The 16,692-nt window shown below is 72.3% G+C and carries 4 protein-coding genes and 1 pseudogene; all 5 read right to left on the bottom strand.

Annotated features, from left to right (window positions below):
- Positions 1-77: 77 nt before the first annotated feature.
- Complete coding sequence (locus ACRAKF_RS31470) at positions 78-719, bottom strand: TetR/AcrR family transcriptional regulator (RefSeq protein WP_447041075.1); 642 nt, start codon at positions 717-719, stop codon at positions 78-80.
- Between the two features lie 37 nt (positions 720-756).
- The gene (locus ACRAKF_RS31465; protein WP_447041074.1) at positions 757-1,776 is read right to left on the bottom strand and encodes an ACP S-malonyltransferase; all 1,020 of its coding nucleotides are present in this window, start codon (positions 1,774-1,776) and stop codon (positions 757-759) included.
- Positions 1,773-3,209, bottom strand: coding sequence for a class I adenylate-forming enzyme family protein (locus ACRAKF_RS31460; RefSeq protein ID WP_447041073.1), 1,437 nt, complete (start codon positions 3,207-3,209; stop codon positions 1,773-1,775). The genes ACRAKF_RS31465 and ACRAKF_RS31460 overlap by 4 nt, the downstream gene beginning before the upstream one ends.
- A 130-nt stretch (positions 3,210-3,339) precedes the next feature.
- On the bottom strand, positions 3,340-10,230 hold the full coding sequence (locus tag ACRAKF_RS31455; RefSeq protein WP_447041072.1) for an SDR family NAD(P)-dependent oxidoreductase: 6,891 nt from the start codon (positions 10,228-10,230) through the stop codon (positions 3,340-3,342).
- Positions 10,231-10,342: 112 nt separating this feature from the next.
- Positions 10,343-16,666: pseudogene (locus ACRAKF_RS31450) on the bottom strand (type I polyketide synthase); the annotation flags it as partial.
- Positions 16,667-16,692 lie beyond the last annotated feature (26 nt).

Genomic DNA, 16,692 nt, shown 5'->3' with positions numbered 1-16,692 from the left:
GTCTCGAATGAACGCTGGCATGAGCCACTGGCAACCACAGGTGTCTTCCGCGCTCGCGCGGCCGTGGATCGCAGCCGTCAGTCGGTGCCGACGGCCGCCCGCGGGGTCAGCATCGCCATGACGGCGTTGACGGAGGCGGTGAAGCGGTCGCGCTGGTCCGCGCCCGCGCACGACAGCACCTTCAGACCGCTGTTGAGCGAGGCCGGCATGGTGGCCGCGGACCTCGGATCCACGCCGAGGGCCTGCTCGCCCTCCGCGTGGGCCTCAGCAGCGCGCTGTGGAGCGCGGTCTCGAGGCGGCTTCGGTTGCCCTCGATCCGCCGCGCGATCTTCGGGGCCGAATCGCCATGCTCCCCGGGGCGTCGACCGCGAAACAGCCCTGGGCGTGTCCGGTTTCGGGGCCGCCGCGCTGATTCCCAGGAGATCCCGGACGGCGTCCAGGGCCGATGTCCGCGTCGCCGGTATGTCGGGCGTGCTCGGCCCCGCGGCGCCGGAGAGGAAGCGGTCGAGCGCGGCCGGATACAGGCCGCGCTCGGACCCGTAAGTCCCGTACGGGCTTGCCCGCGCGATGTCCAGTTCGTCCACCAGGTCGCCGGTGGAGGTCCCCTCGTAGCCATTGCGCCAGAACAGCCGCATCGCGACGTCCGGCGCGGCCTCCGGATCGAATTCCTTCCTCCGTGCCGTACCGGCACGCTCACCCTTTTGGGATCGATCAGTCAATGACATGGTGGGCGCTGCCCGGGGGCAGCGCCCACCATCACCGCCTCACCCGGCGGGCGCTCCTCTGCCGGACCCGTGGGCGCATCGCCTTGCGGGCGTCGATGGCCACTACCTCGAAGTTGTCCACCGTACGGTTCACCCGGCCGAAGAGGTTGTCCGGACCCGCGATGCAGACCTTGGTGATGCCTTGCGCTTGCATCGTTTCCACCATGTCCGGCCAGCGGATCGGGCGGTCGAAGGTGTCGAGCAGCATGGTGCGCACACCGTCCGCGTCGGTCAGCAGCTCACCGTTCTGGTCGGCGACGACCGGCAGCTTGGGGTCGGCCACCTCGAAGGTGCCGAGGACCTCCTCCTCCGCCTTGCGGCGCAGGTCGCCGAATGCCGGGGCGTGCACGGGCGGCCACATGGTGTACATGTTGTATCCCCCGAGCTCGCCGATCCGCTTCTTGAACCGGTCGAGCACGGGCTCGCGCAGGGATACGAGGTAGAAGCCCCGGTCGATGTAGCCGGAGACGTCGTGCCACTCCCCCTCGGCGTCCAGTTCGGCCAGCGCCTCCTGAAGCCGCTCCTCGGGGGTGTGGATCACGCAGTGCGTGACCGCCTCACGGTGCTCCTGGCGGAAGTACTCCTCCTCGCAGCGCGCCAGCTCGGCGGTGAGCCGCACGGTCTCCTCGAACGGCAGGGACCCCGCGTAGGTCACCGCGGCCCGCTGGCCGAAGCTCGGTCCCGCGCACAGCTCGGGCCGCACTCCCAGCGTCTCCTCCGCCCAGTCGGCGAGGGAGAGACAGACCGTCAGGAAGGCGATCTGGGTGTGCGCGCTGTACTGCTCCTCCTCGTCGGCGTCCGACTGACGGTACCGGTCGAACACGGAGTACCCCACCACCTCGTCGGCGATCGCGAGCCGACGCCGCGCATGGGGGTTGGTCAGCAGGAACTCGCCCACATCGGTGAAGCGGAAGGGCCCCATCCCGGGGAAGACCATCGCCGTACGGCTGGTCTCCGGATCGGATGTCCGCTCCTCTGTGGCCTGCGGCCCGGTGATCTGCTGCTCCGTCATGCCTTCGCTCGCGGTGCCAGGTCGAGAGCGAGCTGCTCAAGCTGTCGTTTGTCGGGCTTGCCGTTGCGGTTCAGGGGGAATCGCTCCAGGACGTGAATGCGGTTGGGGTGCTCGATGTCGGGCAGCAGGGAGGTGATCGGCTCTCGCCAGTGCCGCGGCTCGCGCTGCTGCTCGTCCTCCACGAAGAAGAAGAGCTGGCAGCCGCGCTGTTCGTCGGGGATCGGGACGACCTTGACCAGGCAGCCGGCCGCGGCCAGCTTGTGCTCGATGATCTCGGGATAGAGCGTGTGGCCGTTGCGGTGCGCCGCGGCCTTCCTGCCGAGGACGAAGAGGTTGTCCCCGCCGTCCAGATAGCCGAAGTCGCCGGTGGGGTACCAGTCGCTCCTTGCGGGGTCGATGGGGGTGACCGTGCCGTCCTCCGCCAGGTAGCCCTCCATCAGGTCGGGCGAGTGGATCTGGATCTCCCCGACCTCGCCGGAGGTGAGGACGGCGCCCTCGTCGTCGACGATCCGCAGGTTCAGGCCCTCGACGGCCCGCCCGCAGGCGACCGCGTTGTCCTCGGTCGCGAAGGCCACGTTCCCGGCCTCGGTGCTGCCGTAGCTGTCCAGCAGGGGCAGTCCGAACCGCTCGACGTAGTCGGCGACCAGGCCGGGGTCCAGCGGAGCCGCCCCGCTGCAGAACATCCGGACACCGGACAGCGTGTCCGCCAGGGCGGGCTTGCGGCCGATCATGTTGAGCATGCTGCGGTAGCTGGCCGGGGTGGCGTCGACCACCGTGGCCCCGCAGGTGCCCGCCATGGTCATCGCCCGGTCGAGCCGCCGGTAGGGCGCGATGACCAGCGAGCACTTGACCAGCCAGGCTATGAGCACCATGGACAGCCCGTACTGGTGGGAGAAGGGCAGCAGCGGCAGCAGGACGTCATCGGGGCGATGGCCCACCTGCTGGGCGTTGCGCTCCAGGTTCTTCAGGAACTTCGCCCCGGTCTTGACGATGCCCTTGGGCTCCCCGGTGGAGCCGGAGGACCACATGATCAGGCCGTCGGGCAGCTCGCACCAGGTGTCGAGGGACAGCCGCGGCTCGGCGGCGGTCTGCTCCATGGACGCCGTGAGCAGCTCGTAGACGGTGACCTGGGCCGGGCTGTTCGCGGGCATCGGCGTGTCGTCGTCGACCACGCAGATCTTGACTCCGGCCAGGTCGCAGATGCGCTGGGTGGCCTCCGCCCGCTCCTGGTGGTCGACCATGACGATCGACGCGCCGGTGTGCATCAGGGCGAGGAGGACTCCGACGAAGCCGGCGGAGTTGCCGGCCTTCAGCATGACCCGGGTGCCTTCGCCGACCCCGCGCTCGCGGAGCGCTTCGGCGATGGTCAGGGCCCTCTGTTCGAACTCGGGAAGCGAATGCACCGCTTCCGTCGCAAAGACCTTTGCGGTCATCGGGTTTCACTGAGCCTTTCTTCTTCGTGAAGTCTCTTGGGGTGGGAGCCACCCACGACGGCGAGGCTCCGCGAGCCGTGGGCCGGGACCGCGAGTCCCCCCGGAGGTCTCCGGGGGGACTCGCGGGTCATCAGGTGTCGAGGTCGCCGAGCATCATGTCGATCAGGTCGTCGTCGTCCATCGCGTCGATGGAATCCGTCTCCTTCTCCTCGGTCTCCTTCTCGGCCTGGTCCTTGCCGCTCGCCAGCTCGGTGAGCGTGTCGAGCAGACCCGCGCGGCGCAGCCGCTCCAGCGGGATCGACGCCAAGAGGGCACGGACCCTGGCCTCGTCCGGATCGACGTCCGGCTCGGCCGGGCCGTCCGTCGCCACCCGGCCGCGCAGATACTCGGCGAGCACCGCGGGCGTGGGGTTGTCGAAGATCAGCGTGGAGGGGAGGCGGAGCCCGGTGGCCGAGTTCAGCCGGTTGCGGAACTCCACGCCCGCCAGGGAGTCGAAGCCGAGGTTCTGGAAGGAGCGGTCGGGCTCGATGGACTGGGCGCCGCTGTGCCCAAGGACCATCGCCGCGCTGCCGCGCACCAGGTCGAGCAGCGCCCGCTCGAGTTCGGCCCCGGCCAGACCGGCCAGCCGGACCTTGGCCGATTCGGGAGCGGTCGCCTTCCCGCCGGCCGCCGCCTTGCTCCGCGCCCGGACCACACCTCGCAGCAGAGTGGGGATGTCGGTCTGGCCGCTGAGCGCGGAGGTCTCCAGCCGCATCGGTACGAGCAGGGCGTCCTCGCTCAGGGCGCCGGCGTCCAGCAGACGCAGACCGCCCGCGATGGACAGGGCCGCCATGCCCTCGCGCGCCATGCGCACCATGTCCGCCTGGCTGAGGGTGCCGGTCATGCCGCCGGCCTGCTCCCACGGGCCCCAGGCCAGTGAGACCGCCGGGAGGCCGAGGCCGCGCCGGTGTGCGGCGAGCGCGTCCAGGAACGAGTTGGCGGCGGCGTAGTTGCCCTGTCCCGGGCTGCCGAACACGCCGGCGACGGAGGAGAACATCACGAACTCCGCCAGGTCCGTCTCCCGGGTCAGCTCGTGCAGGTTCCACGCCGCGTCGACCTTCGGCTCGAAGACCGCGTCGATCCGCTTCGGCGACAGGGTGTCGATGACACCGTCGTCGAGTACGCCCGCCGCGTGCACGACCGCGGTCAGCGGGTGGTCGGCGGGTATGCCGGACAGCACCCGCTCCAGCGAGGCACGGTCGGCCACGTCACAGGCCGCCAGTGTCACCGACGCGCCCGCCTCGGTCAGTTCGGCCGCGAGGTCGGCGGCGCCCTCCGCGTCCGGCCCGCGCCGGGAGACAAGCACCAGGTTGCGCACCCCGCGCTCGGCCACCAGATGGCGTGCCACCTCGCGGCCCAGGCCGCCGGTGCCGCCGGTCACCAGTACCGAGCCCTCGGGGTCGAGGGTCCGGGGCATGGTGAACACGTTCTTGCCGATGTGCCGGGCCTGGCTGATGTACCGCACCGCGTCCGGGGCCCGCCGCACGTCCCACGCCGTCACCGGGATGGGGTGCAGCGCACCGCTGTCGAAGAGCTCGGCCAGCTCGACCAGCATCCGCTGGACCCAGTCGTAGTCGGCCGCGACCAGGTCGTACGCCGTGTACTTCACTCCGGGGTGGTCCTGGGCGACGACCTCGGGGTCGCGTACGTCGATCTTGCCCATCTCCAGGAACCGCCCGCCCCTGGGCAGCAGCCGCAGGGAGGCGTCGACGAACTCGCGGGCGAGCGAGTCAAGGACCACGTCCATGCCCCGGCCGCCGGTCGCCTCCATGAAGCGCGGCTCGAAGTCCAGGTCACGGGAGGAGGCGATGTGCTTCTCGTCGAATCCCATCGCCCGCAGGGTGTCCCACTTGCCGGGGCTGGCCGTGGCGTACACCTCGGCGCCGAGGTGGCGTGCGAGCTGTACGGCCGCCATGCCCACACCGCCGGTGGCGGTGTGCACCAGGATGGACTCGCCCGCCTGTAGCTTGCCGAGTTCCACCAGGCCGATGTAGGCGGTCAGGAAGACCACCGGTACGGAGGCGCCCTGCGCGAACGTCCAGCCGCTCGGCATGCGGACGATCTGCCGCCGGTCGGCGATCGCGATGGGCCCGAACGAGGCGTTGATCATGCCCATGACCCGGTCGCCGGGGGCCAGGTCGGTCACGCCCGGGCCGACCTCCAGGACCACACCGGCGCCCTCGCCGCCCATGGTGGCGTCGTCCTCGGGGTACATGCCGATGGCGATCAGCGCGTCACGGAAGTTCAGACCGGCGGCACGCACCGCGATGCGGACATATCCGGGAGCCAGCGGCGCCTCGGCCGCGGGGTCGGGCAGCAGCGAGAGGTTGTCCAGGGTGCCGCCGCCCGTGGTGCCGAGCTTCCACGCCGAGGTGCCGGCGGGGGCTTCGAGCACCCGCCCGGAGGCGTTCCTGGCGAGCCGGGGGACCAGCCCCTGGCCGGTGCGGACGGCCACCTGGTGCTCGCCCGCCGCCATCGCGGTCGTCACCACACCGGCGGCCGCGGCGGCCGATTCGGCGTGGCGGTCGAGGTCCACCAGCAGGAGCCGGCCGGGGTTCTCCGTGGCCGCCGAGCGCATCAGTCCCCACACGGCGGCGTTGGACAGTCCGGCGACGCCGTCGCCGGGTGCCGCGGCGACCGCGTCGCGGGTCACCACGACCAGCCGGGATCCGTCGAACCGGTCCTCGGCGAGCCAGGACTGCACCAGGGCCAGCGCCCGGTGGGTGGCCTTCCGGGTGGCGTCGGCGAGATCGTCGGCGTCCGGCTCCGCGCCGCACCAGGCCCAGACCACGTCGGGCACCGCGGCGCCCTCGTCGAGGGCGGTGACGAGCGCGTCCACTCCGGTGTACTCGGCGTGCCCGACACCGGAGGCGGTGAGCAGTTCGCCCACCCGCGCCCGGTCGGCGCCGACCACGGCCGTGGACACACCGGCCGCGGTCCGGTCGCCGCCGCGGGCGTCGGCGAGCACATCCCAGTGGGCCCGGAAGAGCGTTCCGTCGCCGCCGGTGGAGCGCGGCCCGGACGCGAACCGCTCGGCCGCGACCTCCCGCACCACCAGCGACTCCACCGAGGCGACGAGCGCACCCGTGGCGTCGGTCACCAGCAGCGCGACCGTGTCCTTGCCCTGCGGGCGCAGCCGCACCCGCACCCGTCCTGCGCCCACGGCGTGCAGGGTCACCCCGGTGAAGGAGAACGGCAGGGTCACGCGTCCGCTCTCGCCGCCGAAGTCGCCCATCTCCATGGCGTGCAGAGCGGCGTCGAGCAGGGCGGGGTGCAGACCGAACCGTCCGGCTTCCTGGGCGGCCGAGTCCGGCAGCGCCACCTCGGCGTAGACGTCGCCGTCCAGCCGCCAGACCGACTCCAGGCCCTGGAAGACCGGTCCGTATCCGTAGCCGGCCTGGGCCAGGCCCTCGTAGAAGCCCTCCATCGGCACCTGCTCGGCGCCCGGGACGGGCCACTGAAGCAGGCTGTCGGTGGCCGCTGCGCCGCTGTCCGCGTCGAGGACGCCCTGGGCGTGCCGCACCCACTCCTCCCCCGGCTCGTCGCTGTCGGAGCGCGAATACACGCCCAGCGGCCGTGAGCCGGACTCGTCGGCGGGGCCGACCACGAGCTGGACGCGGACGCCGCCCTGCTCCGGCAGGAGGAGCGGGGTCTCCAGGGTGAGTTCGCCGAGCCGTCCCGCGCCGGTCTCGGTGCCCGCGAGCAGGCCGAGCTCCACGAATCCGGTGCCGGGGAAGAGCACTCCGCCGGCCACGGCATGGTCGGCGAGCCACGGGTGGGTCTGCAGCGACAGGCGTCCGGTCAGCACCGTACGGTCGCCCTCGGCCAGTTCGGTGAGGCCGCCGAGCAGCGGGTGGTCGACCCTGCCGAGGCCGACGCTCCGGGCGTCGCCGGTCACGGCGCCGCCCGCCTCGAGCCAGTACCGCTTGTGCTGGAAGGCGTAGGTCGGCAGGGCGACGCGGCGTGCGCCGCGCCCGGAGTACACCGCGTCCCAGTCCACGCCGACGCCGTTCGCGTACAGGGTGGCGACCGCCTCCGCCAGCGTCTGGGCCTCGGCGCGCCCGGAGCGGGCCAGGGGCACGAAGGCCGCGTCGGCGCCGACGGCGTCCAGGCAGTCCTGGCCCATCGCGGTCAGCACGGCGTCGGGGCCGAGCTCCACGCACGTCGTCACGCCCTGGTCGGCGAGGCGGCGCATGCCGTCGTCGAAGCGGACCGCTTCCCGCACATGGCGGACCCAGTACTCCGGGGTGGCCAGTTCGGCGCCCGCGACATCGCCGGTGACGTTGGAGATGACCGGGATGGCCGGGGACGAGTACGCCAGGCAGGCGGCGATCTGGCCGAACTCCTCCAGCATGGCGTCCATCCGGGGGGAGTGGAACGCGTGGCTGACCCGCAGCCGCTTGGTCTTGCGGCCCTTGGCCTCCCAGTGGCCGGCGAGTTCGAGTACCGCGTCCTCGTCGCCGGAGAGCACCACCGAGGTGGGGCCGTTGAGCGCGGCCAGCGACACCTGGTCCTCGCGGCCCTTCAGGCTCTCGGCCACTTCCTGCTCCGATGCCTGGACGGCCACCATGGCGCCGCCCTCGGGCAGTTCCTGCATCAGCCGTCCGCGGGCCGCCACCAGGGCGCACGCGTCCTCCAGGGACAGCACCCCGGCGACGTGGGCCGCGGCGATCTCGCCCACCGAGTGCCCCATCAGGAAGTCGGGGCGCACGCCCCAGGACTCCAGCAGGCGGAACAGGGCCACCTCGAAGGCGAAAAGACCGGCCTGGGTGAACATCGTCCGGTTGAGGTCGTCACCGGTCGCGGCGGCGTCGTCCTCGGGGCCGAAGACCACGTCGAGCACGGAGGTCCCGAGGCGCACATCCAGGTAGTCGCACGCTTCGTCGAACACGTCGGCGAAGAGCGGGTAGGTCTCATAGAGTTCACGGCCCATGCCCAGCCGCTGGGCGCCCTGGCCGGTGAACAGGAACGCCACCCGCTGGGCCGTGGACCTGCCAAGGACCAGGCCCGGCGCGTCGGTCTCCTCGGCGAGCGCCGCGAGGCCGCGCAGCAGCCCCTCACGGTCGGACGCCACCACCACGCCACGGTGTTCGAGCGCGGCGCGGGACACGGCAGTGGACCATCCGACGTCGACCGGCCGCGCGTCGGGGTGGCGCACCACGTGCTCGCGCAGCCGCGCGGCCTGCGCCCGCAGCGCCTCCTCGCTCCTGGCGGACACCAGCCAGGACACGGGCTGGGAGGCCGTGTCCGCGTCGGTGTCGGCGTCCGTGGTGGGGGCCGGCTCCTGCGGCGGGGCCTGTTCGATGATGGCGTGCGCGTTGGTGCCGCTCATGCCGAACGAGGAGATACCGGCCCGGAACGGCCGCCCGGTCTCCGGCCAGGCGCGCTGCTCGGCGAGCAGCGCCACACCGCCCGACGACCAGTCCACGTGCGGGGTCGGTTCCTCCACATGCAGCGTCTTGGGCAGGATGCCGTGGCGCATGGCCATCACCATCTTGATGACGGCACCCACACCGGCCGCCGCCTGGGTGTGGCCGATGTTCGACTTGAGGGAGCCCAGCCATACCGGCTGCCCCTCCGGGCGGCTCTGGCCGTAGGTGGCGATCAGCGCCTGCGCCTCGATGGGGTCACCGAGCGAGGTTCCGGTGCCGTGCGCCTCGATCACGTCGATCTGGTCCGCGGTCAGCTCGGCGTTGGCCAGCGCCTGCCGGATGACGCGCTGCTGGGAGCGGCCGTTGGGGGCCGTCAGACCGTTGCTGGCACCGTCCTGGTTGACGGCGGAGCCACGCACGATCGCCAGGACCTCGTGGCCGTTGCGCCGGGCGTCCGAGAGCCGCTCCAGCAGGAGGACGCCGACGCCCTCGGCCCATGACGTGCCGTCGGCCTCGGCGCCGAACGCCTTGCAGCGGCCGTTGGAGGAGAGCCCTCGCTGGCGGCTGAAGAGGATGAAGTCACCCGGGGTCGGCATGGTGGCGACACCGGTGGCGAGCGCAAGATCGCATTCGCCCTGGCGCAGCGAGTGCGCCCCCTGGTGCAGGGAGACCAGCGACGAGGAGCACGCGGTGTCCACGGTCCACGCCGGGCCCTCGAAGCCGAAGGTGTAGGAGATGCGCCCGGAGGCGACGCTGCCCGCGATGCCGGTCAGCGCGTAGCCCTCCAGGCCGCTCTTGGTGCTCTGGAGGTGGGGCCCGTAGTCGTGGTGCTCCGCGCCGGTGAAGACGGCGGTGCGGCTCCCCCGCAGCTTGGTCACGTCGATGCCGGCCCGCTCGAAGACCTCCCAGCTGGTCTCGAGGAGCAGCCGCTGCTGCGGGTCCATGGCGAGCGCCTCACGCGGCGATATGCCGAAGAACTCCGCGTCGAACTCGGGCGCGTCGTGGATGAACCCGCCGTGGGTCGCGTAGCTGGTGCCGGGGCGGTCCGGGTCCGGGCTGTAGAGCGCCTCCAGGTCCCAGCCGCGGTCGGTGGGGAACGGCGTGATGGCGTCCACGCCCTCGGAGACGACCTTCCACAGGTCCTCGGGGCTGTTGACGCCGCCGGGGAAACGGCAGCTCATCCCGACGATCGCGATGGGGTCGTCCGAGCCCACGACGGCACGCGCGGGAGCGGCGTCGTCCGTGGCCACGGGGAAGATCAGCCGGTGGAGGTGGTCCACGAGCTGGCGGGGCGTCGGATACTCGAAGGCGAGCGACACTTCGAGGGTGAGCCCGGTGGCGGCGACAAGACCTCGGTGCAGGTTGACCGCCGCGAGCGAGTCCAGCCCCAGGTCGAGAAACGAGCTCTCCGCGTCGAGCGTGCGCGGTGACTCGGACCGCAGCGCCGCGGCGACGTGGGCGCGTACCAGGTCGAACAGGACCCTGCGCTGTTCGTGGTCCGGCAGTTCGTGGAAGTCCGGACCGAGTGAGGGCGGTTCAGGGCTCTCGTCCGGTCCAGCCTGCGCGATGGAATCTCCCGAGTCACTGGACCCGTTCAACATGGTGCTCACCTAACTCCTGCCTTGGGTAAAACCGTGCGTCGAAGCTGTGTGCCGCGCCGGCCTCGGCTGCGGCGTGGGGCGCCCGCCCGCGGGCCGTCGGTGCGGGCGGGCGCGTGCTGCGCTAGAGGCTGGCCACCCAGTCCTCGATGGCCTGTGCGGTGGTGCCCGCCTGCTTCTCCATCATCGTGAAGTGGGTTCCGGGTACGTCGATCACGGAGTCGGCCGGCCAGTCCGACTGCCAGCCCGCCGGGTCCGGGCCCACCTCTCCCATCGGTTCCGCCGCACGGACGAGGAGGCTGGGAACCGCGCTCTCCGGCGGCTTCCACCCCTCGAACAGATGCAGATACCAGCCCATGGCCGACATCCGGACACCCTCCATGGAGACGAGGGTGTCCCGCTCGTACATCTCGTCGAGCATGGTGTTCTCGAACTGGCCGATGCTCGCGCTGTCCGGAAGGTAGGTGTCCAGCAGGACGACTCCCGCGGGCGGTGTGCCCTGGCTCTCCAGAGCGGCGGCCACCGAGTGGGCGACCATTCCGCCGGCCGACGAACCGACCAGGACGACCGGGGCGCCGTCGGCGTACTCCGAGACGATCCGCGCCTGGAGGTGGAACAGCGCCTCCGGGGTGGCCGGAAGGCTCTCGCCCTGGACGAACCCCACGGCGGGCAGGGCCGCGACGTCCCGGCTGCCCCGGAACGGGGCGGCGAGCTGCGCGTACTGGTGGACGCCGCCCAGCGCCATGTAGGAGGAGCAGCACATCAGCCGGGGATGCTCGGCACCCCGGGAGAGCCGCACGGGCCTGAGAGTCCCCTCGAAGTCGGCCGGGTCCTCGAAGGTGGGACGCAGCCGCGCGGCGTTCACCAGCAGATCCATGCCGACCTTGGTCTTGCCCTGCGCCGCCGCCTCCCGGAACAGGGAGCCGAGGGTGTCGGGCGCGTCCGCCTGCGGCGCCGGAGGCGCGGTCGCGGGCGTCGGCGTGGCGGCCTGGGCCGATGTCGGCTCGGTCTGACGGTCGGCGGCAGCGGACGCCGTCGCGGCCGCGAGCCGGGGCCGCAGATGGGACACCAGCTCCAGGGGGCGCGGGTGGTCGAAGACGACCGTGGTGTCCAGCCGGAGGCCGGTGATCGCGGCGAGCTGGTTACGGAACTCCACCGCCGTAAGGGAGTTGAAGCCCATCTCCATGAACTCGTGGCTGGTGTCGACCCCGTCGGGTGACGTGTAGCCGAGCACCGCGGCGGCGAGCGTACGCACCAGTTCGAGCAGTGCCTCCTCGGTCTCGGTCTCCGACAGTCCGGCGAGCTGCTGCCGCAGCTGGGTGGGCTGGTCGCCGGCCTCGGACTCGACCGCCCGGGCCGTACGCCGGGCTGCGGACTCCGGGACGATGGCACGGAACACGGCGGGCATCGCGGCGCCCTGGGCGCGCAGCGCACCCAGGTCCACCCTGGTGGGGATCACCACGGCCTGGCCGGAGGTGACGCCCTCGTCGAACAGCTCCAGGCCCTCCTTGGAGGAGAGCGGCACCAGGCCCGAACGCGACACCCTGCGCAGGTCCCCCTGCCCGAGGTGGCCGGTCATGCCGCTGGCCTGTTCCCACAGGCCCCACGCCAGTGAGACACCCGGCAGCCCCTGAGTCCGCCGCCATGACGCGAGGCCGTCCAGGAACACGTTGGCCGCGGCGTAGTTGCTCTGTCCGGCCGAGCCGAGCACGCCGGCGGCCGACGAGAAGAGCACGAAGGCCGACAGGTCCATGCCCGCGGTCAGCTCGTGCAGGTTCCACGCGGCGTCCACCTTCGCCCGCAGCACCGGCTCGACCCGCTCGCGCGTCATGGAGGCGAACAGCCCGTCGTCCAGCACCCCGGTCGCGTGCACCACGGCGCTCAGCGCGAACTCCTCGGGCAGCCCCGACAACACCGCGGCGAGCGCCTCACGGTCCGAGGCGTCACACGCCGCGATCATCACCTCGGCGCCCGCGGCCTCCAGTTCGGCCCGCAACTCGGCCGCGCCGTCCGCGTTCACGCCACGGCGGGACAGCAGCACCAGCTTCCCGACGCCGTGCCGGGTCACCAGGTGCCGGGCCACCAGACCGCCCAGCACACCCATGCCGCCGGTCACCAGCACCGCGCCGGAGCCGAACGTCGCCGACTCGGGAGCGTCGCCCGAGGGCAGCGCCCGGGCCAGGCGCGGCACGCGGACCTCACCGGAGCGCACCACGACCTGCTCCTCACCGGAGGCCGCCACACCCGCGAGGAGTCCCGCCGACTTCTCGACATCGTCGGTGTCGACCAGCACCACCCGGCCCGGGTTCTCCGACTGCGCCGAGCGCACCAGTCCCCATACGGCCGCGCCCGCCAGGTCCGTGACACCGTCACCGGTGTCCACGGCGCCGTGCGTCACCAGCACCAGCCGGGTCGCCGCGAACCGCTCGTCCGCCAGCCACGACTGGACGGTCTCCAGCGCCTCGGCGACCCGCGCATGCACCTCGTCCACCACGGCCGCGCCGCCCGGGGCCACCGGCAGCACCACCATGCCGGGCATGAGCGTGCCCGACGACACGGCGTCGCCGAGCGCCACCGGGTCCGTGTACACGTCGACGGTGACGCCCGACATCTCCAGCGCGGCGCCCACGCCGAGGAGGTCGTCGCCCAGTACCGCCGCCCAGCCCTGCGCCACGCTCTCGGTGGGCTTGACCGCGTCCGCCGTCCACTCCATGTGGAACAGCGCGTCACCGTTCGTCCGGCCCGCGTTCCGCAACGCCTGGGCCTGGATCGGCCGCAGGACGAGGGAGTCGACCGAGGCCACCGGGCGGCCCGAGGTGTCGGCTATCGCCAGGGACACCGCCTGCCGCCCGTCCGGGACCATCCGGACCCGGAGGGCTCCCGCGCCGACGGCTTCGAGGGAGAAGCCCTTCCAGGAGAACGGCAGCAGAGTGCCCGCGCTCGGCGCGTCATCGCCTCCGCGCATCGCCTTGCTCACGCCGATCGCGTGGAGGGCCGCGTCGAACAGGGCCGGGTGCAGGCCGAAGTACTTCGCGGTGCCGAGCTGCTCCTCGGGCAGTTCCACATCGGCGAACACCGCGTCGCCGCGCCGCCAGGCGCGCCGCAGCCCCTGGAACGCGGGGCCGTAGCGCAGCCCGTGCTCGGCGGCGTGCTCGTACCCGCCGGAGATGTCGACGGGCTTGGACCCGGAGGGCGGCCACTTCTTGAAGTCGAAGGAGGCCGCCGGGCCGGGCGGGGTGAGCACACCGTGTGCGTGCCGCACCCATGGATTGCCCAGGTCGGCCCGCTCCTCGTCGGACTCGATCCGCGAGAAGACGCTCACCTCGCGGTGGCCCGCGGCGTCGACGTCCCCCACCTCGACCTGGATCTGCACCCCGCCGCGCTCGGGCACCACCAGGGGCGCCTCGAGCACCAGCTCCTCGACGCGGGCGCATCCCACCTGGTCCCCCGCCTGTACGGCCATCTCCATGAAGGCCGTGCCGGGCACCAGCGCCATGCCTTCCACCGAGTGGTCGGCGAGCCAGGCGTGCGTGGCCATCGACAACCGTCCGCTGAGCAGCACCCCGCCGCCGCCGGCCAGCGAGACCACGGCACCCAGCAGGGGGTGCCACACCGGTCCGAGGCCCACCGAGCCCGCGTCGCCGACGCCCGCCGTCGTGTCGAGCCAGTAGCGCTGGCGCTGGAAGGCGTAGGTCGGCAGCTCCACCCGGCGGGCGTCACGCCCCTGGAACACCTTCTCCCAGTCGACGACGGCCCCGCTGATGTGCAGCTCGGCGGCCGAGGTCAGGAACCGCTCCGGGCCGCCCTCGTCGCGCCGCAGCGTGCCCACGACCACCGCCCGCGCCTCGGCGGCCTCCACCGTCTGCTGCACGGGCAGGGTGAGCACCGGATGCGGGCTCACCTCGACGAGCACCGTGAGGCCGTCCTTGAGCAGGGTGCGGGTGGTGGCCTCCAGCTCTACGGTCTGCCGCAGGTTCCGGTACCAGTACTCGGCGTCCAGACCGGCGGTGTCCACCACTGCACCGGAGACCGTCGAATAGAACGGCACCTCCGAGGAACGCGGCTCGATGTCGACCAGGGCCTTCAGTAGCTCCTCGCGGATCTCCTCCACGTGGGCGGAGTGCGAGGCGTAGTCCACCGGAACCCGGCGGACCCGGACCTCCTCGCCCTCAAGCTGGGCCACCATCTCGTCCAGCGCACCGGGATCACCGGAGACGACGACCGAGCCGGGGCCGTTGACCGCGGCGACCGAAATGGCGCCGTCCCAGGCGGCGATGCGCTCCTTGACCTGGTCGACCGGCAGCCCGACCGACACCATCCCACCACGGCCCGCCAGACCGGCGGCGATGGCCTGCGACCGCAGCGCCACCACCTTGGCGGCGTCCTCCAGCGACAGCGCGCCGGCCACACAGGCCGCCGCGATCTCACCCTGGCTGTGACCCATCACCGCGTCCGGCTCGACGCCCACCGAACGCCACAGCTTCGCCAGCGACACCATCACCGCGAACAACACCGGCTGAACGACGTCCACCCGGTCGAAACCGGGAGCGCCCTCGGTACCGCGCAGTACGTCCGTCAGCGACCAGTCCACATGAGCCGACAGGGCCGCCTCGCACTCGCTGATCGCCTCGGCGAACACCGGCGAGGAGTCCAGCAGCCCCACCGCCATCCCCGCCCACTGGGCGCCCTGCCCCGGGAACACGAAGGCGGTCCTGCGTCCCTTCGCCGCCTGCCCCCTGACCACGCCCGGGGTCACCTCGCCCTGAGCCACGGCCAGCAGGCCCCGCAGAAGGCTCTCGCGGTCGTCGCCGATCACCGCCGCGCGGTGCTCGAACGCCGACCGGGACACGGCCAGGGAGTAGCCGATGTCCGCCACCGACGCCCCCGCGAGTTCGTCGTCCTGGGCGGAGCCCTGGGCCGTCAGACGGGCGTGCAGCCGCTCGGCCTGCGCCCGCAACGCGGCCTCGCCCTTGCCGGAGACCAGCCAGGGCACGACGGGGGCGGCGACCGGGGCGGGGGCCTCGGCTCCCGGGCCCTCCTGCGGATCGGCCGGTGCCGGCTCCTCGGCTTCGGGGGCCTGCTCGATGACGGTGTGCGCGTTGGTGCCGCTGATCGCGAAGGAGGAGATCGCCGCCCGGCGGGGCCGGCCCGTCTCCGGCCAGGGCCGTGCCTCGGTCAGCAGTTCCACGGCCCCCGCCGACCAGTCCACGTGCGGGGTCGGCTCGTCGACGTGCAGCGTCTTCGGCAGGACGCCGTGCCGCATCGCCATCACCATCTTGATGATCCCCGCGACACCCGCCGCCGCCTGCGCGTGACCGATGTTCGACTTGATGGATCCCAGCCACAGCGGCCGGTCCGCCGGCCGGTCCTGGCCGTAGGACGCGATCAGTGCCTGCGCCTCGATCGGGTCACCCAGCGTGGTACCCGTACCGTGCGCCTCCACCACGTCGACGTCATCCGGGGTGAGTCCCGCGCTGTCGAGCGCCTGCCGGATCACCCTGCGCTGCGACGGGCCGTGGGGGGCCGTCAGGCCGTTGCTCGCGCCGTCCTGGTTCACCGCGGAGCCGCGCATCACCGCCAGCACGGGGTGGCCGTGGCGGCGGGCGTCGGACAGCCGCTCCACCAGGAGCACGCCGACGCCCTCGGACCAGTTGGTGCCGTCCGCGGCGGCCGCGAAGGGCTTGCAGCGGCCGTCGGAGGCGAGCCCCCGCTGACGGCTGAACTCGGTGAACGTTCCGGGTCCTGCCATGACGGTGATGCCGCCGGCCAGGGCGAAGTCGCACTCGCCCTGGCGCAGCGCCTGCGCGGCCAGATGCAGCGTCACCAGGGACGACGAACACGCCGTGTCCACCGTCACCGCGGGGCCTTCGAGGCCGAGGACGTAGGAGATCCGGCCGGAGGCGACGGCGGGCGTCTGCCCCGTCATCAGATGGCCTTCGACCTCTTCGGCCTCGATCGGGCCGGCCGCGCCGTACCCCTGGAAGGCGGCGCCCATGAACACGCCGCCGGTGGTGCCCCTGACGGACAGCGGGTCGATGCCCGCCCGCTCCAGGACCTCCCAGGACACTTCGAGCAGCAGCCGCTGCTGGGGGTCCATCGCCAGCGCCTCACGCGGGGAGATGCCGAAGAACACGGGGTCGAACTGCGCGGCGTCGTGCAGGAACCCGCCCTCGTTCACATAGCTCGTGCCCTGGCTGTCGGGGTCCGGGTTGTACACCTCCTCGTGCCAGCCGCGGTCCGTCGGGAAGGGTGAGAGTCCGTCGGCGCCGTCCGCGACCATCTTCCACAGCTCCTCGGGAGAGCTGATCCCGCCGGGGAAGCGGCAGCTCATCGCGACGATCGCGATGGGCTCACGCTGCTTCGCCTCCACCTCCTGAAGGCGCTGCCGGGTGCGGTGCAGATCGGTCGTCACCTTGTTGAGGTAGTCGCGGAGCTTCGTCTCGCTCACTGTGTGCCGTCGCTTTCTTTAAAGTC

This window comes from Streptomyces sp. DSM 118878 (assembly GCF_052936595.1).
Note: the sequence above shows the minus strand (reverse complement) of the source record. Positions and strands in the feature narration are given on the sequence as shown.